Annotated in this window: 17 protein-coding genes and 1 pseudogene; 11 read left to right on the top strand and 7 right to left on the bottom strand. The window is 73.5% G+C overall.

The genetic code is table 11. From position 1 onward, the window contains the following. The 3 genes and pseudogenes from CBZ_RS01615 to CBZ_RS01605 form a co-directional block, all read left to right on the top strand. A pseudogene (locus tag CBZ_RS01615) lies at positions 1–696 on the top strand (hypothetical protein); the annotation flags it as partial. A 125-nt stretch (positions 697–821) separates the two neighbouring features. Beyond that, positions 822–2,831: an acetate--CoA ligase gene (acs, locus tag CBZ_RS01610; RefSeq protein WP_130779876.1), complete on the top strand. Its 2,010-nt coding sequence runs from the start codon at positions 822–824 to the stop codon at positions 2,829–2,831. Between the two features lie 378 nt (positions 2,832–3,209). Then, positions 3,210–4,625 carry a cellulase family glycosylhydrolase gene (locus tag CBZ_RS01605; RefSeq protein ID WP_130779875.1) on the top strand — a complete coding sequence of 472 codons (1,416 nt, stop codon included), beginning with the start codon at positions 3,210–3,212 and terminating at the stop codon, positions 4,623–4,625. A gap of 142 nt (positions 4,626–4,767) precedes the next feature. On the opposite strand, the gene CBZ_RS01600 is transcribed toward CBZ_RS01605, so the two are convergent. Beyond that, complete coding sequence (locus CBZ_RS01600; protein WP_130779874.1) at positions 4,768–6,084, bottom strand: NAD(P)-binding domain-containing protein; 1,317 nt, start codon at positions 6,082–6,084, stop codon at positions 4,768–4,770. Positions 6,085–6,155: 71 nt separating this feature from the next. Here CBZ_RS01600 and mshD point away from each other — a divergent pair, with 71 nt between their 5' ends. From mshD to CBZ_RS01585, 3 genes are read left to right on the top strand one after another with little or no spacing between them, the layout of a single operon-like run. Further along, a complete protein-coding gene (mshD, locus tag CBZ_RS01595) occupies positions 6,156–7,130 on the top strand; it encodes a mycothiol synthase (RefSeq protein ID WP_130779873.1) in 975 nt (324 codons plus the stop codon). Then, positions 7,127–9,364 (top strand): RNA degradosome polyphosphate kinase, encoded by a 2,238-nt coding sequence (locus tag CBZ_RS01590; protein WP_130779872.1) that lies wholly within the window; start codon positions 7,127–7,129, stop codon positions 9,362–9,364. Before mshD ends, CBZ_RS01590 begins: the two co-directional genes overlap by 4 nt. Beyond that, positions 9,361–10,344, top strand: a complete 984-nt coding sequence (locus CBZ_RS01585) for an NUDIX hydrolase (protein WP_130779871.1) — start codon at positions 9,361–9,363, stop codon at positions 10,342–10,344. The genes CBZ_RS01590 and CBZ_RS01585 overlap by 4 nt, the downstream gene beginning before the upstream one ends. A 65-nt stretch (positions 10,345–10,409) precedes the next feature. On the opposite strand, the gene CBZ_RS01580 is transcribed toward CBZ_RS01585, so the two are convergent. The 3 genes from CBZ_RS01580 to CBZ_RS01570 form a co-directional block, all read right to left on the bottom strand. Next, positions 10,410–11,417, bottom strand: coding sequence for an inorganic phosphate transporter (locus CBZ_RS01580; protein ID WP_130779870.1), 1,008 nt, complete (start codon positions 11,415–11,417; stop codon positions 10,410–10,412). A 4-nt stretch (positions 11,418–11,421) separates the two neighbouring features. Then, positions 11,422–12,042, bottom strand: a complete 621-nt coding sequence (locus CBZ_RS01575) for a DUF47 domain-containing protein (protein ID WP_130779869.1) — start codon at positions 12,040–12,042, stop codon at positions 11,422–11,424. Between the two features lie 391 nt (positions 12,043–12,433). Next, positions 12,434–13,033, bottom strand: a complete 600-nt coding sequence (locus CBZ_RS01570; RefSeq protein ID WP_130779880.1) for a hypothetical protein — start codon at positions 13,031–13,033, stop codon at positions 12,434–12,436. A gap of 275 nt (positions 13,034–13,308) precedes the next feature. Between CBZ_RS01570 and CBZ_RS01565 the strand changes: the two genes are divergently transcribed. The 3 genes from CBZ_RS01565 to CBZ_RS01555 all read left to right on the top strand — a co-directional run bounded on the left by CBZ_RS01565 (position 13,309) and on the right by CBZ_RS01555 (position 17,251). Continuing rightward, positions 13,309–14,793 carry a sugar porter family MFS transporter gene (locus CBZ_RS01565; protein WP_130779868.1) on the top strand — a complete coding sequence of 495 codons (1,485 nt, stop codon included), beginning with the start codon at positions 13,309–13,311 and terminating at the stop codon, positions 14,791–14,793. Between the two features lie 181 nt (positions 14,794–14,974). Continuing rightward, a complete protein-coding gene (locus tag CBZ_RS01560; RefSeq protein WP_165446604.1) occupies positions 14,975–15,478 on the top strand; it encodes a MarR family winged helix-turn-helix transcriptional regulator in 504 nt (167 codons plus the stop codon). Positions 15,479–15,679: 201 nt separating this feature from the next. Further along, positions 15,680–17,251, top strand: a complete 1,572-nt coding sequence (locus tag CBZ_RS01555; RefSeq protein ID WP_130779866.1) for an MFS transporter — start codon at positions 15,680–15,682, stop codon at positions 17,249–17,251. A 58-nt stretch (positions 17,252–17,309) separates the two neighbouring features. Here CBZ_RS01555 and CBZ_RS01550 read toward each other — a convergent pair whose 3' ends face one another. The 3 genes from CBZ_RS01550 to msrB all read right to left on the bottom strand — a co-directional run bounded on the left by CBZ_RS01550 (position 17,310) and on the right by msrB (position 19,143). Further along, positions 17,310–17,768 carry a MarR family winged helix-turn-helix transcriptional regulator gene (locus CBZ_RS01550; RefSeq protein WP_165446603.1) on the bottom strand — a complete coding sequence of 153 codons (459 nt, stop codon included), beginning with the start codon at positions 17,766–17,768 and terminating at the stop codon, positions 17,310–17,312. 89 nt (positions 17,769–17,857) lie between these two features. After that, positions 17,858–18,652: an NERD domain-containing protein gene (locus CBZ_RS01545; RefSeq protein ID WP_130779865.1), complete on the bottom strand. Its 795-nt coding sequence runs from the start codon at positions 18,650–18,652 to the stop codon at positions 17,858–17,860. A gap of 92 nt (positions 18,653–18,744) precedes the next feature. Beyond that, positions 18,745–19,143 carry a peptide-methionine (R)-S-oxide reductase MsrB gene (gene msrB, locus CBZ_RS01540; protein WP_130779864.1) on the bottom strand — a complete coding sequence of 133 codons (399 nt, stop codon included), beginning with the start codon at positions 19,141–19,143 and terminating at the stop codon, positions 18,745–18,747. Between the two features lie 192 nt (positions 19,144–19,335). On the opposite strand from msrB, the gene CBZ_RS01535 reads away from it, so the two are divergent. Beyond that, positions 19,336–21,444, top strand: coding sequence for a putative bifunctional diguanylate cyclase/phosphodiesterase (locus CBZ_RS01535; RefSeq protein WP_246012953.1), 2,109 nt, complete (start codon positions 19,336–19,338; stop codon positions 21,442–21,444). 99 nt (positions 21,445–21,543) lie between these two features. Further along, positions 21,544–22,266 (top strand): TasA family protein, encoded by a 723-nt coding sequence (locus CBZ_RS01530; protein WP_130779863.1) that lies wholly within the window; start codon positions 21,544–21,546, stop codon positions 22,264–22,266. Positions 22,267–22,297: the final 31 nt, after the last annotated feature.

Below are 22,297 nucleotides of genomic sequence, written 5' to 3'. Positions count from 1 at the left end.
GCCCCGACCGGCACGAACGCAGGCACGAACGCGGGCACGGACGCGGGCACGCGCACCGCAGCCGCCGCGTCGGCCGACCCCGCGCGGCCAGCGACACCCGCGGTCCCGGCGCCGGACCCCGACGGCCCTCCCCCCGCGGTCGCGGACGGGTCGACGCCGCCGCCCGCGGCACCACGGGTGGAACGCGGTGACGACGACCTGTTCCCCGCCCCGAACGCCCCGCGGTCGACGAGCTTCGGCGCGCACGTCCTGGGCGTCGTCCTGGGTCTGCTGCTCGCGCCCGCGGGGGTCGCGATGGTGCTCGTCGGGCAGGCCCGGATCCTCGCGGCGCAGGTCGACGGCTGGGACGGCTCGACGGAGGTCCTGGGCATCGTCCTGGTGACGATCGGCCTGCTGGTGCTGGGGCTCGTCGCGCTGCTCGCGGTGTGGTCGGCGGCGGTCCCGATCGCGGGTGGCGCGCTGCTGACGGTCGTGGGCGGGTTCTACCTGTTCGCGCCGTCGATCGCGCGCGCCCAGACGCTGGACGTGCTGAGCGACACGGGCTGGCGGCTCACGGTCACGCAGGTGACGGTCGCGGGGACGTCGGGCACGCTGCTCGTGGCCGGGTTCCTGGTCCTGCTGGCGGGGGTCTCGGTGGCCCTCGCGCGGCGTCGCGGCGTGCACCTGGGCGAGTTCCGCGAGCGCCACCGCGCCTGATCGGGTCCGTCCCACGGCCGCCGGACCGCCCGGCGACGTGCCGTGGGGCGGCGGCTAGAGTGCCTGGTCTGACCCGGTCGCTCCCGGGTTCCGCACCGACGTCGTTGCGCACAGGAGGGTCGCACGTGACCGACACCGTCCCCGCCTCGGGCTCGCCCGAGAAGCCCGCCGGCCTGGAGAACCTGCTCTCCGAGGACCGCCGTTTCCCCCCGTCCCCCGAGTTCGCCGCGCAGGCGAACGCCCACGGCGACCTGTACGCATGGGCAGCCGCCGACCGTCCGACGTTCTGGGCCGACCAGGCGCGTGAGCTGCTGTCCTGGTCGACGCCGTTCACGCAGACCCTCGACTGGTCGGACGCGCCGTTCGCCCGGTGGTTCGCCGACGGCCGGCTGAACGCCGCGTACAACGCGGTGGACCGGCACGTCGAGGAGGGCCGCGGCGACCGGGTCGCGCTGCTCTTCGAGGGCGAGGGCGGCGACTCGCGCTCGCTCACGTACGCCGACCTGCAGCGCGAGGTGTCGAAGGCCGCGAACGCGCTGACGTCGCTGGGCGTCGGCACGGGCGACCGGGTCGCGATCTACCTGCCGCTGATCCCCGAGGCGGTCGTGACGATGCTCGCGTGCGCCCGGATCGGCGCGCCGCACTCGGTGGTCTTCGGCGGGTTCTCCGCCGAGGCGCTGTCGTCGCGCATCGTGGACGCCGAGGCAAAGCTCGTCGTGACCGCCGACGGCGGGTACCGGCGCGGCGCCGCGTCCGCGCTCAAGCCGGCCGTCGACGAGGCCGTCGCGAAGGGCACGCCGTCCGTCCAGCACGTCCTGGTGGTGCGGCGCACGGGCCAGGACGTCGAGTGGACCGACGGCCGGGACGTGTGGTGGCACGACGTGGTGGACGCGGCGTCCGACCAGCACACGCCGGTCGAGGTGGACGCCGAGCACCCGCTGTTCATCCTCTACACGTCCGGCACGACGGGGAAGCCGAAGGGCATCTTCCACACGACGGGCGGCTACCTGACGCAGGCCGCGTACACGCACCGCAACGTCTTCGACCTCAAGCCGGAGTCGGACGTCTACTGGTGCACGGCCGACATCGGCTGGATCACGGGCCACACGTACGTCGTGTACGGGCCGCTGGTGAACGGCGCGACGCAGGTCATCTACGAGGGCACGCCGGACACGCCGCACCGTGGCCGCTGGTGGGAGATCGTCGAGAAGTACAAGGTGTCGATCCTCTACACGGCGCCGACGGCGATCCGGACGTGCATGAAGTGGGGCGAGGAGCTCCCGGCGAAGTTCGACCTGTCGAGCCTGCGCGTGCTCGGGTCGGTGGGCGAGCCCATCAACCCGGAGGCGTGGATGTGGTACCGCCGCGTCATCGGCGGCGACCGCACGCCGATCGTCGACACGTGGTGGCAGACGGAGACGGGCGCGATCATGATCAGCCCGCTGCCGGGCGTGACGGAGACGAAGCCGGGGTCGGCGCAGGTCGCGCTGCCGGGGATCGCGGCCGACGTCGTGGACGACGAGGCGCACTCGGTGCCGGACGGCGGCGGCGGGTACCTGGTGCTGACCGAGCCGTGGCCCGCGATGCTGCGCGGCATCTGGGGTGACCCGGAGCGGTACAAGGACACCTACTGGTCCCGGTTCTCGGGCCTGTACTTCGCGGGCGACGGGGCGAAGAAGGACGACGACGGCGACATCTGGCTGCTGGGTCGCGTCGACGACGTCATGAACGTGTCGGGCCACCGGCTGTCGACGACGGAGATCGAGTCGGCGCTGGTGTCGCACCCGTGGGTCGCGGAGGCGGCGGTCGTGGGCGCGTCGGACGACACGACGGGTCAGGCGGTCGTCGCGTTCGTCATCCTGCGGGGTGGCAGCGAGGGCTCCGACCTGTCCGGCGACGAGGTGCAGACGGCGCTGCGCAACCACGTGTCGAAGGAGATCGGGCCGATCGCGAAGCCGCGGCAGATCCTCGTGGTGCAGGAGCTGCCGAAGACGCGTTCGGGCAAGATCATGCGGCGGCTGCTGCGGGACGTGGCGGAGCACCGGCAGGTCGGCGACGCGACGACGCTGGCCGACTCCTCCGTCATGGACCTCATCGCGCAGGGCCTGTCGAAGCCAGCCTCCTCGGAGGGCTGACCCGCACGCCGACCCGGTGCCGACCGGGCCGGCACGACGCACGACCCCGTCATGGTGACCGTCCCGACCCCGGGAACGGTCGCCAGGACGGGGTCGTCGTGCGTGCGGCGGGCGGTAGGCCGCGGCGCGCCGGGCTGGTCGTCGTGCGTGCGGCGGGCGGTACGCCGGGACGCGACGGACGTCCAGATCGGTGAAGCGTTTAGGGCCGTGGAGCGCGGTTTCGTGCCCTGGTTGTCTTGCCCCGGCACCCGCCCGCCGACCGGCCGGCGGAACGGCGGGTGGGTGCGTCCACGGGCCGCGACGACGCGGAACGTCACTGCCGAACACCGGCGCCGCGGCGCGCCTGCGGTCGTCACACACTCAGGAACGAGGATGTCCATGAGATCTCGACTGTCCTTGCTGACCGGCGCCGCACTGGCGTCGGCGGTCGTCGCGCTGGGCGCGGCGTCGCTCGTCTCGACGGCGGCCAACGCCGCCACCCCGCCCGGTCTGCGCGTGTCCGGCACCCAGCTGGTCGAGAAGGACGGCACGCCGTTCGTCGCCCGCGGCGTGAGCCACGCCCACACCTGGTACACGTCACAGACGCCCACCGCGATCCCCGCGATCCGGGCGGCCGGCGCGAACGCGCTGCGCGTCGTCCTGTCCGGCGGCGACCGCTGGACGAAGAACGACGCCACCGACGTCGCGAACGTCATCAGCCTCTGCAAGGCCAACAAGCTCATCTGCATGCTCGAGAACCACGACACCACGGGCTACGGCGAGCAGTCCGGCGCGGTCACGCTCGACACCGCCGCGAACTACTGGGTGGGCATCAAGTCGGCGCTGATCGGCCAGGAGGACTACGTCCAGATCAACATCGGCAACGAGCCCTTCGGCAACAACGCGACGGCGAACGCGAACTGGGCGACCGACTCCGCGAACGCGATCAAGAAGCTGCGCGCCGCGGGCCTGCACCACAACATCGTCATCGACGCGCCGAGCTGGGGCCAGGACTGGGCCGGGATCATGCGGGACAACGCGGCCACCGTCGCCGCCGCGGACCCGGACGCGAACGTCCTGTTCTCCGTCCACATGTACGGCGTCTACAACAACGCGACGACGATCAAGACCTACCTCGACGCGTTCAAGTCGAAGAACCTGCCGCTCGTCATCGGCGAGTTCGGCTTCGACCACTCGGACGGCAACCCCGACGAGGACACGATCATGTCCGAGGCGGTCTCCCGCGGCCTCGGCTACTACGGCTGGTCGTGGTCGGGCAACGGCGGCGGCGTCGAGTACCTCGACATGGTGACGGCGTTCAACCCGGCGCAGAAGACGTCGTGGGGCACGCGCATCTTCGACGGCGCCAACGGCATCAAGGCGACCGCGAAGACGGCCAAGATCTACACGGGCGTCGTCGACCCGACGACCCCGAACCCCACGCCGACGACGCCCACGCCCACCCCGACGCCGACTCCCACGCCGACGCCGACCCCCACCCCGACCCCGACGACCAACCCGGGCACCTGCTCGGCGGTCCTGCGGGTCGTCGGCTCGTGGCCGGGCGGCTGGCAGGGCGGCGTGACCGTGTCGGCCGGCAGCGCGATGGTCGGCTCGTGGACGACGCAGTTCGCGCTCCCGTCGGGCGGCTCGATCCAGAGCGGCTGGTCGGGCACCTACACGACGTCGGGCACCTCGGTCACGGTGAAGAACGCGCCGTGGAACGGCCTGCTCGGTGCGGGCGCCAAGACGGAGTACGGCTTCGTCGCGTCGGGCAACGCGCCGACGAGCACGGTCCCGGTCTCCTGCTCGTGACCCGCTGACCGTCCGCTGACCTCCGGCTCCGGCCGGGCCGGCAGCACCCCGGAGCCGGGGTCGTCCTCGTGACGGCCCCGGCTCCGTCGTCGCGACGCGGGTCGGGGCCACGACCGAGGTCGACGACGACGTCGGGGTCAGGTCAGAGGTCGAGCAGGCGGCGCAGGTGCCGCACGGCCTCGCGCCCGGCGCGGTTCGCGCCGACGGTCGACGCGGACGGCCCGTACCCGACGAGCTGCACCCGCGGGTCGGCCACGACGCGCGTGCCGTCCATGACGATCCCGCCGCCGCGCGCCCGCAGGCCGAGGGGCGCGAGGTGGTCGAGGGCGGCGCGGAAGCCGGTGCACCACAGGATCGTGCGGGCCTCGACGCGGGCGGGGCCGTCGACCCAGCCGTCCTCGACGTCGCCGGGCTCGTCCCACACGACGCCGTCGGCGACGATCCGGCTGAACACGGGCCGGGCCCGCAGGACGCCGGCGTCGATGCCCGCCCGGTACGCGTCGGTCAGCGGAAGCCCGGTGACCTGGACGACGCTCTGCGGCGGCAGCCCGGCGCGCGTGCGCTGCTCGACCAGGGCGACGGCGTCCCGGCCGACCTCGGGCGTGAACTCCTCGTCGCGCCACACGGGCGGCCGGCGCGTGACCCACGTGGTCGAGGTGACGCGCGCGACCTCGAGGAGCTGCTGCACGGCGGACGTGCCCCCGCCGACGACGACGACGTGCCCGTCGGCGAGGTCGGCGGCGGAACGGTAGTCGCGCGCGTGCAGCTGGCGGCCCTGGAAGGTGCCGCGGCCGGGGTAGGCGGGCCAGAAGGGCTTGCCCCACGTGCCGGTCGCGTTGACGAGGCCGCGGGCGCGCCACACGACGCGGTCGGCGGGGCGCTCGACGCTGTGCGAGTGGACGAGCAGCCGTCCGTGCCCGGGCGTCGCGGCGGGGGTGCCGGCACTGTCGACGGGCACGGGTGCCCGGCCCTCGTCGTGCACGGACGTGACCCGCACGGGCCGCTGCACGTGCAGCCCGTAGGCCTCCTCGTACTGCGCGAAGTAGTACGGCACCGCGCGCGCGGCGGGCTCGGTCGGGTCGGGGACGACGAGCGGCATGCCCGGGAGCTCGTGCACGCCGTGCGCGCGCTCCATCGTGAGCGACTCCCACCGGTGCTGCCACGCGCCGCCGGGGCCCGGCTCGTCGTCGAGCACGACGAACGACGGGCCGTCCTCCCAGCCGGGCTGCCCGACGGACACGAGGCCGCTGCGGCGCAGGTGGTAGGCGGCGGCGAGCCCGGCCTGCCCGGCACCGACGACCACCACGTCGACGTCGACGAGCTCGGCGGCGAGGCCCGCTGCGGGGGTCGGTCCGGTGGCTCGACGGGCCGACGCCCGCGTCTCCCGGAGCGCACGACGGGAGCGGCGCGTCTGCGGGGTCGGGGCGTCCTCGGCGTGGGTGCGCAGCGAGTCCTCCATGGCCGGTCCACGGTACCTGCTTCCTCTGTGCGCGGGGCGCGGCAGACGGGTGCTCGTGGTGGGATGTCGGCATGTCCCACGACACGAACGCGCAGGTCACGATCGGGACGACGACGACCCGTCCGGACGCGGCGACGGCGGCGCAGGTCAGCGCGCTGGCCGGACGCGCCCACCAGGTGGACGGTGTCGCGCCGCTGTCCGAGCAGCCGCTCCTGCGGCTCACGACGGACCACGCGCCGGTCGTGCACCTCACGGCCCGCACGGCCGACGGGGACCTGGTCGGGTACGCCCAGGTGGACGTGGCCGACGCGTCGTCGGCGGCGGCGGAGCTCGTCGTCGACCCGGCGCACCGGCGCCGGGGAGCGGGTCGCGCGCTGCTGCACGCCGCGCTCGCGCTCGCGCACGCGGAGCCGGGCCGGGACCTGCGGGTGTGGGCGCACGGCGACCTGCCGGTGGCGCGCGCGTTCGCCGCCGCGGTCGGGTTCGGGGTCGTACGGGAGCTGTGGAAGATGCGCCTCGACCTCGCGGCGCGCACACCGTCCAGCCGTCCGCTGCCGCCCGGGACGACCGTCCGCACGTTCGTGCCCGGCCAGGACGAGCAGGCGTGGCAGCGCGTCAACGCGCGCGCGTTCGCGCAGCACCCCGAGCAGGGCCGGATGACGGTCGACGACGTGCGGGACCGGGAGCGCGAGCCGTGGTTCGACCCCGAGGGTTTCCTGCTCGCGGAGCGCGACGGCGACCTCGTGGCGTTCCTGTGGACCAAGGTGCACGCGGCGGGCGAGGAGGCCGACGAGCCCGTCGGCGAGCTGTACGCCGTCGGGGTCGACCCCGACGCGCAGGGCCTGGGGCTGGGGTCGGCGCTCACGACCCTCGCGCTCGACCACCTCGCCGCCGCCGGCCTGTCGACCGTGGTGCTCTACGTGGAGGCCGACAACGCGGCGGCGGTCCGGACCTACGCCGCGCAGGGGTTCGTGCGCGCGTCCGCGGACGTCATGCTCGGTTCCGATACCGGCCGTTCACCGTCGGGTGCCACGATGGCCTCATGACCGACGCCCCGACCCTCGACTCCGCCCTGGCCGCGCACATCGCCGAGCACATGGCCCAGCAGGACCCCCTGCCGGCGGTCGAGCCGGAACCGCTGCCGGACGACCGGTTCCTCGACCGCGAGCTGTCGTGGCTCGCGTTCAACCAGCGCGTCCTGGAGCTCGCGGAGGACCCGGACCTGCCGCTGCTGGAGCGCGTGCGGTTCCTCGCGATCTTCGCGTCGAACCTCGACGAGTTCTTCATGGTGCGGGTCGCCGGGCTGAAGCGGCGCATCGCGACGGGCATCGCGGTGACGGCCGCATCGGGCCTGTCGCCCCGGCAGGTGCTGGAGGCGATCAGCGACAAGGCGCACGAGCTGCAGCACCGGCACGCACGCGTGTTCGCCGAGCAGGTGCAGCCCGCGCTGGCCGCCGAGGGCATCACGCTCGTGCGCTGGGACGACCTGGGCGAGGGCGAGCAGGATCGGCTGCGCAAGTTCTTCCGCCGGCAGATCTTCCCGGTGCTCACGCCGCTCGCGGTGGACCCGGCGCACCCCTTCCCCTACATCTCGGGGCTGTCGCTCAACCTCGCGGTCGTCGTCGCGAACCCGGCGACCGGCAAGGAGCACTTCGCGCGGGTCAAGGTGCCGCCGCTGCTGCCCCGGTTCATCGCGGTCGACGCGAGCGGCCGCCCGTCGGCCCCCGACGCCGGCGCCGCGTCGCCCGAGAAGGGCCCGATGTCGTTCGTCCCCGTCGAGGACGTCATCTCCGAGCACCTCGAGCACCTGTTCCCGGGCATGGAGGTGCGCGAGCACCACACGTTCCGTGTGACCCGCAACGAGGACGTCGAGGTCGAGGAGGACGACGCCGAGAACCTCCTCAAGGCCATGGAGAAGGAGCTCCTGCGGCGCCGGTTCGGCCCGCCGGTGCGGCTCGAGATCGCCGAGGGCATCAGCCCGCGCATCCGCCAGCTCCTCGTCCGCGAGCTGCGGATGGCCGAGGAGGAGGTCTACGAGCTGCCCGCCCCGCTGGACTTCACGGGCCTCAACGTCATCGCCGACCTGGACCGCGCCGAGCTGCAGTTCCCCCGGTTCGTGCCGACGACGCACCGCCAGCTCGCCGAGGTCGAGAGCGCGACGCCGACCGACGTCTTCGCGAAGATCCGCGAGCGCGACATCCTGCTGCACCACCCGTACGACTCGTTCTCGACGTCGGTGCAGACGTTCCTCGAGCAGGCCGCCGCCGACCCCGACGTCCTCGCGATCAAGCAGACGCTCTACCGGACGTCGGGCGACTCCCCCATCGTGGACGCGCTCATCGACGCCGCCGAGGCGGGCAAGCAGGTGCTGGCGCTCGTCGAGATCAAGGCACGGTTCGACGAGCAGAACAACATCTCCTGGGCGCGCAAGCTCGAGCAGGCGGGCGTGCACGTCGTGTACGGGATCGTCGGGCTCAAGACCCACTGCAAGCTGTCGCTCGTCGTGCGGCAGGAGCCCGACGGCCTGCGCCGGTACAGCCACGTCGGGACGGGCAACTACCACCCGAAGACGGCCCGCCTCTACACCGACCTGGGCCTGCTGACGGCGGACCCGGAGGTCGGCCAGGACCTCACGCGCCTGTTCAACCAGCTCTCCGGCTACGCGCCGAAGTCCCGGTTCCACCGGCTGCTCGTCGCGCCCCGCTCCGTGCGCGCGGGCCTGGTCGAGCGCATCGACCGCGAGGCGGCGGCGGCCCGCGAGGGGCACCCGGCGTGGATCAAGATCAAGGTCAACTCGATGGTCGACGAGGCCACGATCGACGCCCTGTACCGCGCGTCGCAGGCCGGGGTGCACGTCGACCTGGTCGTCCGCGGCATCTGCGCGCTGCGCCCCGGCGTCCCCGGGCTGTCGGAGAACGTGCGGGTCCGCTCGATCCTCGGCCGGTTCCTCGAGCACTCGCGGATCTTCGCGTTCGCGAACGCGACGGCCGACGCCGAGTCGTCGTTCGAGGGGCCCGAGGTCTACATCGGCTCCGCGGACCTCATGCACCGCAACCTCGACCGGCGCGTCGAGGCACTGGTGCGCGTCGCCGACCCCGACCAGGTCGCCGAGCTCGTGGACCTCGTCGACGAGTCGACCGACGACGCGACGTCGTCGTGGCACCTCGACGCGTCGGGCGACTGGCACCGGCGGCACGCGGCCGACGACGGCTCCCCGCTGGTCGACCTGCAGGCGGCGCTCATCCAGCGGCAGCGGCGCCGCCCGGGCTCGTCGCGGTGAGCCCCACCCGTCCGCCGGTCGTCGTCGAGGCGGCCGGCGCACTGGTGTGGCGTGTGCGCCTGCGGCGGCTGCAGGTGGTCGTCGTGCACCGCCCGCGCTACCAGGACTGGTCGTGGCCGAAGGGCAAGCTCGAGCCGGGCGAGTCCGCCGTCACGGCGGCGGTCCGCGAGGTCGCCGAGGAGACCGGCCACGACGTCGTCCTCGGCGTCCCCCTGCCCGGGCTGGAGTACACGCTGTCCGACGGCCGCACCAAGCGCGTGCACTACTGGGCCGCGCAGGTCGCGGGCCGGCGCGACGCCGTGGCGCTGCGCGGCCGGCCCCCGGTCCCGCGCGCGTCGCGCTCGGAGATCGACCGGGTGCGCTGGGTCGACGCGTCGGCCGCCGCCCGGCTGCTCACGCGTGCCGAGGACCGCGAGCCGCTCGACGCGCTCGTCGCCGCGCACGAGAAGGGACGCCTGGAGACGCACGCCCTCGTCGTCGCCCGGCACGGCAGCGCCCGCAAGCGCAGCCAGTGGAAGGGCAAGGACGCAGAGCGGCCCCTCACCGACGACGGCGCCCGCCAGGCCGCCGCCCTCGTGCCCGTGCTCTCGGCGTTCGGGGTCGGGCACGTCGTGACGAGCTCGTGGACGCGCTGCGTCGACTCGGTCCAGCCGTACGTCGCGGCCGTCGGCGTGCGCGAGCACCGGTCGGAGGCGTGGACCGAGGACGTCCACGAGGAGTCGCCCGACGCGGCCGCCGGGCACCTGGAGGCCCTGCTGCACTGGGCGGGCGACGTCGTGGTGTGCACGCACCGGCCGGTCCTCGCGACGGCGTTCGGCGTCGTGGCGTCGCACGCGCGCCGGTCCGTGGCGCTCGACGTGCCGGCCGCCGACCCGTACCTGCAGCCCGGCGAGGTCCTCGTCGCGCACGTGGTCCAGCGTCCGAAGGGCCCGCGGGTCGTCGCGGTCGAGACGCACCGGCCGGCGGACGACGCCGCCTGACACCGGGTCGGGCCGGGTCACGCCGGGCCGGGCCGGGCCCGGGCGCGCACCTCGCGCCGGGACGCTCAGGTGAGGATCGGGTTGAGCACCAGGTAGACGAGCGCCGCGACGAGCGCGGCCGCCGGGATGGTGAGCACCCACGCGGCGCCGATGTTCTTCGCGACGCCCCACCGGACGGCCGACAGCCGCTTGGTGGCGCCGACGCCCATGATCGCCGAGGTGATGGTGTGCGTCGTCGAGACGGGCGCGTGCAGCCAGTACGCGTTGGCGTACAGGACGACGGCGGCGACGGACTCGGCGACGAACCCGCGCGCCGGGTCGAGCTCGATGATCTTGCGGCCGAGCGTGCGCATGATCCGCCACCCGCCGGCGTACGTGCCGGCGGAGATCGCGGCGGCGGCGGACAGCTTGACCCACAGCGGGATCGTCATGTTGTCGGGGTCGTGGAACCCGCCCGCGATGAGCGCGAGGACGATGACGCCCATCGTCTTCTGCGCGTCCTGCAGGCCGTGCCCGAGGGCCATCGCCGCGGCCGACGCCGTCTGCGCGAGCCGGAACCGGCGCTGCGTGCGGGCCGGCGGGCGGTTCCGGACGATCCACAGCACGCCGACCATGAGGCCGAACGCGAGCAGGAAGCCGATGAGCGGCGAGAACACCATCGGCAGGACGACCTTGTCCCAGATGGCGTCCCAGTGCACGGTGACCCCGGACGCGATGCCGACACCCGTGAGGCCGCCGATGAGCGCGTGCGTCGAGGACGACGGCAGGCCGAGCCACCAGGTGATGAGGTTCCAGGTGATCGCGCCGATGAGGCCCGACAGCACGATGACGAGGCCTTCGTGCGGCCCGACGTCCCCGATGCTGATGATGTCCTCGGCGATCGTCGTCGCGACGTGCGTGCCGAGCAGGGCGCCGACGAGGTTGAAGAACGCCGCCATGAGCAGTGCCACGCGAGGGGTGAGCGCGCGTGTCGAGACCGAGGTCGCGATCGCGTTGGCGGCGTCGTGGAAACCGTTGGTGTAGTCGAACCCGAGTGCGAACGCGACGACGATGACGACGAGCAGGACGTCCACCTGCTCAGGACTCCTTGAGCGCGATCGTCTCGACGGTGTTCGCGACCTTCTCGAACGCGTCCGCCGCGTCCTCGAGCGTGTCGACGATCTCCTTGAGCTTCATGAGCGTGACCGGGTCGGTCACCTCGTCGAACATCTGGGCGACGAGCTTGCGGTGCGACTTGTCGGCCTGGTTCTCGAGGCGGTTGACCTCGACCCAGTACTCGGAGAGCGAGTCCATGGAGCGCAGCCGCGGCATGGCCTCGGCGGTGAGCTCCGCCGCGCGCTGCAGCACCTGCACCTGGTCGGAGACGCGCGCGGGCAGCTCGTCGATCTTGTAGAGCACGATGAGGTCCGCGGCCTCGTCCATGAAGTCCATGCAGTCGTCGAGGTGCGACGCCAGCTGGTAGATGTCGTCACGGTCGAACGGCGTGACGAACGTCTGGTTGAGACGCCGCATGATCGTGTGCGTCGCGTCGTCGGCCGCGTGCTCGGCGTCGGCGATCCGCTTGCCGATCTCCTTGCGGGTGGCGCGGTCCGCCCCGAGCATCTCGCCGAGCAGGTTCGCGCCGGTCACGAGGTGCTTGGCGGAGTCGGCGAAGAGGTCGAAGTACGTGGTGTCGCGCGGGGTCAGGCGCAGGCGCACGGGGGTCTCCGGGACAGGGGGGACGGACGGGTTCAGGCTAGGTCACGGGAAGTCGAATGCCTAACGGCGGGCGACGGGCCCGTGGACACATGGTGACAGCCGTGCGACGTCGCGGGGTGCCGTTCGGACCTGGCCGGGCGGTCCACCCCGACGGCGGCTCCGCACGGGGTCCGGGTCGGGGTCGGGCACCTCTGGGCACGCCCCTCGCCGCTCAGAGGCAGGTGAGGAAGGGGCGGCGCCGGACCGGGAGCGCCTCTCGGCGCGCGGCCGCTCGAAGCGGCGTGAGATGGAGCCCGGGGCTACCGCGGCCCGGCGCCACGACGATTCTACGTCGGCCCCCGCCGCCCTGCGCTGTGCCGAACCTCACGCCACCCGCACGGGGCGCACGCCGTCACTCCAGTCGGCCCGCCCGCCACAGCGCGGCGGCGTGGCTGAGCTCCTCGGCCGTCCGGACGAGCGACGCCGCGCCGCGGGTCGTGCGGACCGCACCGCGCGGGTCGACGTCGTCGAGGTGGTCGGCGTCGAACGCCGCGCCCGTCGCGAGGACCTGGCAGAACGCGGCGGCCCGCTCGAGCGCGACCGCGAGGTCACCCGTGTAGACGCCGGACAGGACCGCGTCGGCGACGGTCCGGACGTCGGCAGGTCCGGGGGCGTCGGCGACGCCCGCGACGACGCCGTGCACGGGCGCCGCGGTGACGCCGAGGCGGTAGCGGTCGGCGACGGTCGCGGGGTCGCGCCGGACCCACTCGCGCAGGACGTACAGCCGCCACAGCGCGCCGGGCAGCGAGTCCGCGGGGCTGTCGGACCAGAGCCCGGCGACGACGTCGAGGCCCTCGTGCTCGACGAGCGCGACGAGGCGCGCGACGACCTGCGGGTCGGTCTGGGCGCGGCCGTGGTGGACGAGCGCGGCCGCGGTCGTATGGGCCACCTCGTCGCGCAGCGCGGGGTCGAGGTCGCCCGGGAGCGCGTCGGCCTGCTGGGGGTCGAGCATCGCGGGACGGCGGGGGCGGCGGGGCTCGCCGCCCGGGGCGGATCCGGTCATGGGCACCTCCGGTGCGGGTGGTCGCGGGGCGCGGCCCGGCCCGGCCACCCGTCGGACGATCTTGCCCCGTCCCGGTGACGTCGCGCGCGCGCCGAGGTGCCGGTGTCGTCAGGACACCGCACGGCAGCCGCGCGCCCGCCGCTCGACGTGCGCGTCCTCGCAGGTCGGGCCACAGTGGATCCTGCCCCGGGAGGGACCCGAGGGGGTCGGGAGGAGCCAGCACGATGTCCCACGCGTCACAGCCACCGCAGGGGGCGGCTCCGGGAGCCGAGGCTCGTCACCCCCACCACAACAAGGCCATCGCCCTCGCCGTCGCGGCTGCGGTCGGTGGCTTCCTGTTCGGGTTCGACAGCTCGGTCATCAACGGTGCGGTCGACGCGATCGGCGAGCAGTTCGACCTGGGGTCGGCACTGCAGGGCTTCGCGGTCGCGGTCGCGCTCCTCGGGTGCGCGCTCGGTGCCTGGTCGGGCGGCAAGCTGGCCGACCACTGGGGCCGCACGCGCGTGATGTTCGTCGGTGCGGTCCTGTTCTTCGTGTCGTCGATCCTCTCGGCGATCGCGTTCGGGGTCTGGGACCTCATCCTGTGGCGCTTCATGGCGGGCGTCGGCATCGGCATCGCGTCGGTCATCGCGCCGGCGTACATCGCGGAGATCGCGCCGGCGGCGATGCGCGGGCGGCTGGGCTCGCTGCAGCAGCTCGCGATCACGCTCGGCATCTTCGCCGCCCTGCTGTCGGACCAGCTGCTCGCGACGACGGCGGGCGGCGCGTCGGAGGAGCTGTGGTTCGGGCTGGAGGCGTGGCGCTGGCTGTTCCTCGTCGCGGTCGTGCCCGCGACGGTCTACGGGATCCTCGCCCTGATGATCCCGGAGTCGCCGCGCTACCTGGTGGCGCGCGGTCGTCGTGACGAGGCGCAGAAGATCCTCGCTGACGTGCTGGGCCCGGACGAGGACGCGGCCGCCCGCGTGCGGGAGATCGAGCACACGATCGAGGCCGACAAGAGGCTGGAGGAGCAGGCGACGCTGCGCGGTCCGCGGTTCGGGCTGCTGCCCGTGGTGTGGGTCGGCATCCTGCTGTCCGTGTTCCAGCAGTTCGTCGGGATCAACGTGATCTTCTACTACTCGACGACGCTGTGGCAGGCGGTCGGGTTCGACGAGAGCGACTCGTTCATGGTCTCGACGATCACGTCGGTGACCAACGTCGCGGTGACGTTCATCGCGATCGCCCTCATCGACAAGATCGGCCGTCGCCCGCTGCTGCTCATCGGCTCGGCGGGCATGGCGGTGTCGCTCGGCGTGATGGCGGTCGCGTTCACGCAGTCGACGGGCACGGGCGACGACCTGACGCTCACGGGCTCGTGGGGCACGATCGCGCTGGTCGCGGCCAACGCGTTCGTCGTGTTCTTCGGTGCGACGTGGGGCCCGCTGGTGTGGGTGCTGCTGGGCGAGATGTTCCCGAACCGGATCCGCGCGGCCGCGCTGGGCGTGGCGGCGATGGCGCAGTGGATCGCGAACTTCCTCATCACGATCTCGTTCCCGCCGATGCTCGACCGCTTCGGCGCGTCCATCCCCTACCTGATGTACGCGATCTTCGCGGCGCTGTCCTTCTTCTTCACGCTGTTCAAGGTGCCGGAGACGAAGGGCGTGCAGCTCGAGGACATGGAGTCGGTGAAGGTCGAGCGGCGCCAGCGCGGCGCGGCGCCGACCCGCTGAGCCGACCCGGGGAGCCGACCACCCGAGCCGGCCGGTCCGGCGCGCACGACCCGGAGGCCCCGACGTCACGACGACGTCGGGGCCTTCGTCACGTCCGGGCGACGCACCCGCCGGAATAAGTTGCCTGCCGCAAATGCTGTGTCGTACAGTCTTTGCGTCACGCAACCAAGGAGCGCCCCTCATGACCCCCGACGCCACCCCCGGCGACACCCCCACGCGGGTCCTGCTGCGCGGCATGGAGGACCTCACGAGGGCCGTCCGCGAGGCGTCGCACGTCATGTCCCGCCAGTTCCCGTGCTCGCGCGGCGAGGTCCCCGTCATCCGGCTCCTCGCCCGCCGCGGCTCGCTCGGCGTCGGCGACATCGCCCACGCGATGCGCGTCGACGTCTCGGTCGTCAGCCGTCAGGTCAGCCACCTCGTCGAGCAGGGCTGGGTCGAGCGGACCGTCGACCCGGACGACCGCCGCGCCCGCACGCTGCGCCTGACCCCGTCGGGCGAGGCGATGGCCGCGCACATGGGCGAGGTCCGCGAGGCCGCGATGCAGAGCGTCTTCGGCGGCTGGAGCGCGACCGAGCTCGACGACGCCGCGGACGTCCTGCACCGCATCGCCGCCGCGATCGACACCGCGCGGGTGCGCGACCAGGACACGGCGCCGCCGTCACCGGTCCTCGCCACGACCACCTGACCAGGAGGCCGCACCAGCCGGCCCGCACGTCCTCACCGCACCCGTCCCCACCCCGCACGACTCGCCGACGACGCCGAGGCCCTCCCCAGCACCGCGACCACGGCGCGCCCGACCAGCACGAGAGCGAGACCCATGTCCGACCGCACCGCACCCCCCGAAGGGGCCCTCGTCGGGTCGTCCCCGACCGACGAGGCCCCCCGCATGACCCACCGCGAGGTCCTCGAGTCCCTCTCGGGGATCCTCCTCGGGATGTTCGTCTCGATCCTCGCGACGAGCGTCGTCTCGTCCTCGCTGCCGCGGATCATCGCCGACCTGGACGGCGAGCAGTCCGCGTTCACCTGGGTCGTCACCGCGACCCTGCTCACCACGACGATCACGACCCCGATCTGGGGCAAGCTCGCCGACCTCGTCGACCGCAAGCTGCTCATCCAGCTCGCGCTCGTCATCTCCGTCGTGTCGTCGGCCCTCGCCGGCCTGTCCCACGACACCGGCATGCTCATCGGCATGCGCGCCCTGCAGGGCATCGGCGCCGGCGGCCTGACCGCGCTCGGCACGGTCCTCATCGCCGACATCATCAGCCCGCGCGAGCGCGGCCGGTACATGGGCCTCATGGGCGGTGTCATGGGCATCGGCATGGTCGGCGGCCCGCTGCTCGGCGGCCTCATCACCGACGGCCCCGGCTGGCGCTGGAACTTCTTCGTCGGCCTGCCGTTCGCGGTCGCCGCGATCGTCGTGCTGCAGCGCACCCTGCACCTGCCGCCCCTGCAGCGTCGCAGCGTGAAGATCGACTACCTGGGCGCGTTCCTGCTCTCCGCCGGCATCGCCCTGCTGCTGCTGTGGATCACGTTCGCGGGCAGCTCGTTCGACTGGGCGTCGTGGCAGACCGCCGCGATGGTCGGCGGCTCGGTCGTCCTGCTCGGGCTCGCCGTGTGGGCGGAGTCGCGGGCCGCGGAGCCGATCATCCCGCTGCACCTGTTCAAGAACCGCACGCTCGTCCTGTCGGTCGTCGGGTCGGTCGCCGTCGGCATCGCGATGTTCGGCACGTCGGTGTTCCTCAGCCAGTACATGCAGCTCGCACGCGGCAAGACCCCGACGGAGTCGGGCCTGCTGACCATCCCGATGGTCGTCGGCGTGTTCGTGTCGTCGACGCTGTCCGGGCAGGTCATCAGCCGCACGGGCCGCTACAAGCGGTTCATGATCGCGGGCGCGATCCTGCTCACCGGCGGCCTCGCCCTCATGGGGACCATCCACTACGACACGAGCTTCACGCTCGTCGCGCTCTACATGGTCATCCTCGGCACCGGCGTGGGCATGCTCATGCAGAACCTCGTGCTCGCCGTGCAGAACACGCTCGACGTGCGGGAGATCGGCTCGGGCACCTCGACCGTGGCGTTCTTCCGGACCCTCGGCGGCGCGATCGGCGTCTCGGCGCTCGGCGCCGTGCTGTCGAACCGGGTCGGCGACCTCATCGTGCAGGGGCTCAAGGGCCTCGGCATCGACGCCTCCGCGCTCGGCGCGGGCGGCACCAGCGCGATCCCCGACCTCGCGTCCCTGCCCGAGCCCGTGCGGGTCGTCGTCGAGCGGGCGTTCGGCGACGCGATCGCGGACCTGTTCCTCGTCGCGGCTCCCGTCGCGGTGGTCTCGCTGATCGCGGTGCTGTTCCTCAAGGAGGTGCCGCTGGGGCACAAGTCCGGCATCCAGCAGCGGCTCGAGCAGGAGCAGCAGGACCAGCGCGACGCCGTCGCGGCGGAGGTCCCGGCGACCGTGGCCTGACGCAGCCGCACCGCGTAGGACGACGCGCCGCTCCCCACCGGGGGCGGCGCGTCGTTCGTCAGTCGTGCTGGCGGATCGCCGCGAGCGCGCTGTTGAGGCGGTCGAGCTGCTCGGCGAGCGCGTCGACGTCCCGCGCACCCCAGCCGGCGAGCGCCCGCAGCAGGAACTCGCGCCGGGCGGCGCGCGCGGCGGCGAGCCGGCGGCGGCCCTCGTCGGTCAGGTCGAGGAGCTGGCCGCGGAAGTCGTCCGGGTCGGGCCGGCGGGACACGAGTCCGATCGCCCCGAGGCGGGCGAGCTGGCGGGAGATCGTGCCGCGCCCGACGCCGATGTAGGTCGCGAGGTCGGACGCGCGGATGCCGGGCGTCTCCTCGATGTGGCCGAGCAGCACGTACGCCGACGGCTCGAGGTCGGGGTGGACCTCGCGCGCGAGCGTCGCCGACGACGCGTGCGCGCGCCGCAGCAGCAGACCGAGCTCCCGCTCGAGCCTCGCGAAGTTCTCCTCCACCACGAGACCCATCCTCGCGGAACGTTGTGCCGGCGAGCGGGCGAAATTGCTGGACAGACGGGTGATCCGGACATCGTCTGGGTGCTAGCACCCAGGAGGTGTCAGCGGGACCAGGTGGTGCGGCGACCCGCCAGCGTCGCGATCGCGGCGGCGCGGTCCGCGCCCAGCCGGGGCGCCATCAGGCGGAACACGCTCGGCACCTCGGAGCGCGGGACGACGAGGACGTCGTCGTGGCTGCCGGGGCTGCGGACGTCCATCTGGCCCTGCACGACGAGCACCGCGCGCACCGAGACGCCCGAGGCCGCCGCGGCGAGCAGCGCCGCCTGGACGCGCGCGGCCTCGAGCCGCGCGTCGCGCAGGTACGGCACCGGCTCGCCGTCGACCGTCATGACCCGGCCCTCGACGACGACGTGCGACCCCGTGAGGTCCTTCTCCGTCACCGTGAGGATGCCCCCGGGGCCGACCACCAGGTTCTGCAGCAGCGTGCCCTGCCGGCCGACGGGGACGTCGTGCAGCACCTGCCAGCCCTCGTCGACCAGGCGGGACAGGCGCGTGCGGACCGAGCTGCCGCGCTCGCCCCGGTACACCGGGAGCTCGGTCGTGTCGCGCGACACCGACCCGAGCCACGCCTCGAGCGCGGCCTGGTCGAGGGCGTCGAGCGCGTCGGTCGGCGTCGCGGGCACCGGCAGCACCAGCGCGCCGGTGTCGGTGCGCACGTCGGAGCGCAGGTACGCCTGCGCGGCCTGCCGGACACCGGCCTCCAGGGCGGGGTGCTCGACGACGACCTCCCCCGACTGCAGGTCGACCGAGCCGACCGGCGCCCCGGTCTCCTGCGTGACGAAGAGCCGGTCGGCGCCGTAACGGCGCCACCGACGCACCGTCAGCAGCTCTTCCACGCCTGCATTATCGGCAGGTCGGCGCCCGGACTTCAGGTGTGTCGACCATCCGGACGCCGACGGCGGGGGTGACACGTGACGATCGCCCCCGCTCACGCCTCCTCGAACGTCAGGCTCACCGAGTTCATGCAGTACCGGTCGCCCGTCGGCGTCTGCGGCGCGTCGTCGAACACGTGCCCGAGGTGCGACCCGCAGCGCGCGCACCGGACCTCGGTGCGGACCATGCCGAGGCTGCGGTCCACGATCAGCTCGACCCGGTCCTGCGCGAGCGGCGAGAAGAAGCTCGGCCACCCGCAGTGCGAGTCGAACTTGGTCTCCGACCGGAACAGCTCGTTGCGGCACGCGCGACAGCGGTAGACGCCGACGCGCTTCTCGTCGAGCAGCTCACCGGTCCACGCCCGCTCCGTGCCGGCGCGGCGCAGCACCGCGAACTCCTGCGCGTCGAGCTCGGTGGCCCACTGCTCGTCGCTCTTCGTGACCTCGTAACCCATCGTCGTCCTCCCGTTGGTGGCGTCGACCCGTGCAACACCCGGGCACCCCCGTCGGTTCCCGACGCGCCGGGCAGGTCCCTGACCAGCGCGTCTCGCAGTTCCGTGACAGTTCGGTCTACCGTGCCCCGTAGCGCACGCTCCTCCCGCGCTGACCGATGTCGCCCTGGTCGTCCGTCCCGCCGTGAGGTCCACGTGCCCCGTAACCGCCGCCCGTGGTCGCTGACGCGCTATTTCGCGGTCGTCAGCGTCGCGGCGATGACGGTGCTCGGGCTCGCCCTCGTCGTCGTCTCGTCGACCGTCATGGAGCGGCAGGCGACACGTGACGGCATGGCGTCCGCCGAGTCCGTGCAGTCGTACGCGACCGGGCTCGTGCCGACCGAGGCGTTCGTGCTCGCGTCCGCCCTCACGCCCGAGCAGTCGGCCGCCGTCCGGGCGTCCGTCGCCGGCTTCGCCGACACGCTCGTCGAGGTGCGGCTGTGGGCGCAGGACGGCACCCTCATCTTCTCCACGGCCGACCGCACGACCAGCGGCTTCCCCGACGGCGCCCGGCTCGACGCCGCGATGGCGTCCGGCGAGCCCGACGCGCGCGTCGTCAACGACGTCCGCGGCGACGTCCTCGGCACCGCGAGCGGCACGCAGAGCGACGTGCTCGACGTCTACGTCCCCGTGACCGCGGGCGAGACGCTCGGCCCGCCGTCGTCCGACCTGCCGTCGGGCGAGGTCGTCGGCGCCGCCGAGGTCATGCTCGACCACTCCGGCTCGGCGGCCGCCCTCGCGGACGCGACGCGCACGGTCGGCATCGTCGTCGCCGGCGGGCTCGTCGCCCTGTGGGTGCTGCTGTTCCGCACCGTGCTCACGACGTCGCGCCGGCTGCAGGCCACCGCGCTCGAGAACGCGCGGCTCGCGCTCCTCGACTCGCTCACCGGCCTGCCGAACCGCCGCATGCTCGCGGAGCGCATGCGCCGCACGATCGCCGAGGCGAAGGAGGACGGCACCAGCGTCGGCCTCATGATGCTCGACATCGACCACTTCAAGGACATCAACGACTCGCTCGGGCACGACCGCGGCGACGAGCTCCTCGAGCAGGTCGCCGAGCGGCTGCGCGGAGCGCTGCGCGAGAACGACGTCGTCGCCCGGCTCGGCGGCGACGAGTTCGCGGTCCTGCTCCCCGACGTCCGGTCCGTCGCCAACGCCGAGCGCCTCGCGCGGCGCGTGCGGGGGCTGTTCGCGACGCCGTTCGTGCTCGGCGAGCTGTCGCTGCACGTCGAGACGTCCGTCGGTGTCGCGTGCCTGCCGGACCACGCGAACGACTCGTCGTCGCTCATGCGGACGGCCGACGTCGCGATGTACGCCGCGAAGCACCACCGCACGGGCGTGTCGGTGTACTCGCTCGACGAGGACGACTCGTCGCCCGCCCGCCTGGTGCTGCTCGGCGAGCTGCACCGCGCGCTCGACGCCGAGGAGCCGGGCGCGCACGAGCTCGAGATGCACTACCAGCCGAAGATCGACCTCGCGACGGGCCGGACCGTGGGCTTCGAGGCCCTCATGCGCTGGCGGCACGAGACGCGCGGCCTGCTCGCGCCCGCGGCGTTCATCCCGCTCGCCGAGCAGTCCGGTCTCATCCACGACGTCACCCGTTTCGCGCTCACGGCGTGCGTCCGGCAGCTCGCGCTGTGGTCGCAGGACGGCCGGTCGACGCCGGTCGCCGTCAACCTGTCCGCGCACGACGTGACGTCGACCGACGTGGTCGTCCTCATCGAGCGGCTGCTCGCCGAGCACGACGTCCCCGCGGCGCTGCTCGAGGTCGAGATCACCGAGACGGCGCTCGTCGCCGACCGGTCGCGGGTCGTGCCCGTCCTGGAGCGGCTCGGCACGCTCGGCGTGCGGGTCGCGATCGACGACTTCGGCATCGGGAACACGTCGATCTCGCAGCTGCGGGACCTGCCCGTCGACGAGCTGAAGATCGACCGGCTGTTCGTCGCGGACCTCCAGGCGGGCGGCCGCGAGGGGTCCGAGGTCGTCGTGCGGGCCATGGTCGACCTGGCTCACTCCTTCGGCCTGCGGGTCGTCGCCGAGGGCGTGGAGGACGAGCACACCGCCGGAATCCTCGCCGGCCTGGGCGTCGACCAGGCGCAGGGGTTCCTGTACTCGCGTGCGCTCCCGCCCGCCGACCTGTCGTTCGGCGTGCTCGTCCCGACGCCGCGCCGCGGTGCGGACGAGTCGACGCGACCGGCCGGGTCACGCCCGTCGGGCCGACGCCGCCCCCGGACGGCCCATGCCACGCGTCACTCGAACGAGTGAATCTCGGGTGAACCCCTCAACACCCGTCACCCGTTTGCCGATGGAGAATCGTCCGGCCCTGTCCCGATCTGTGCGCCACCGCCGAGGAGTTCCCCCCGCATGATGGACGACCTGCTCCAGGAGATGATCGACCCCGCCCCGCCGCAGCGGGACCGACCGCGTCGGCGACGGATGTGGACGACCGTCGGCATCGTCGGGCTCGCGGTCGTCGGCGCCACCTCGCTCACGACGTCCGCGCTGTTCAGCGACACCGACTCGACCAGCGCCGAGATCTCGACGGGCACCGTCGACCTCGCCGTCGGGCCCGTCGACTTCGCGCTCCCCGACGAGGGCATGGAGCCCGGCGACACCGTCTACACGCCGGTCGTCGTGCGCAACGACGGCTCGCTGCAGCTGCGCTACGCGATCGAGTACCGGGCCACCCCCGCGACGTCCGCGGCGCCGTCGCCCACGCTCGCCGCGCCCGACGGCCAGCCCGTCGCCGCCGCCTCGGCGTCGCTCGCCACCATCGTCCGCCTCTCGGTGTACCGGGCGCCGTCCTGCGACGCGGCCGGCGTCGCCGGTGCGGAGCTGCTGGGCCGGGTCACGGGCACCGACGCCGCGCCGCTCGAGGGCGACTTCACCGCGATCGTCGGCAGCCCCGCCACCGGCCCGCAGGCCGGCGACCGCCCGCTGCCCGCCGCCACGGACGAGACGCTCTGCGTCGAGGTGCACCTGCCCCTCGAGGCCGGCAACCAGTTCCAGGGCACCGGGCTCGCGCTCGCGCTGCGCATGCAGGCCGAGCAGGTCGCGAACAACGGCGCAGCGGCGCCGGCCTCCTGAGCCTCCACCCCTCACCGATGATCCTCCGCGG

It is taken from the genome of Cellulomonas biazotea (assembly GCF_004306155.1).
GTDB classification, from domain to species: Bacteria; Actinomycetota; Actinomycetes; order Actinomycetales; family Cellulomonadaceae; genus Cellulomonas; species Cellulomonas biazotea.
This window is presented reverse-complemented; position numbering and strand designations above follow the sequence as displayed.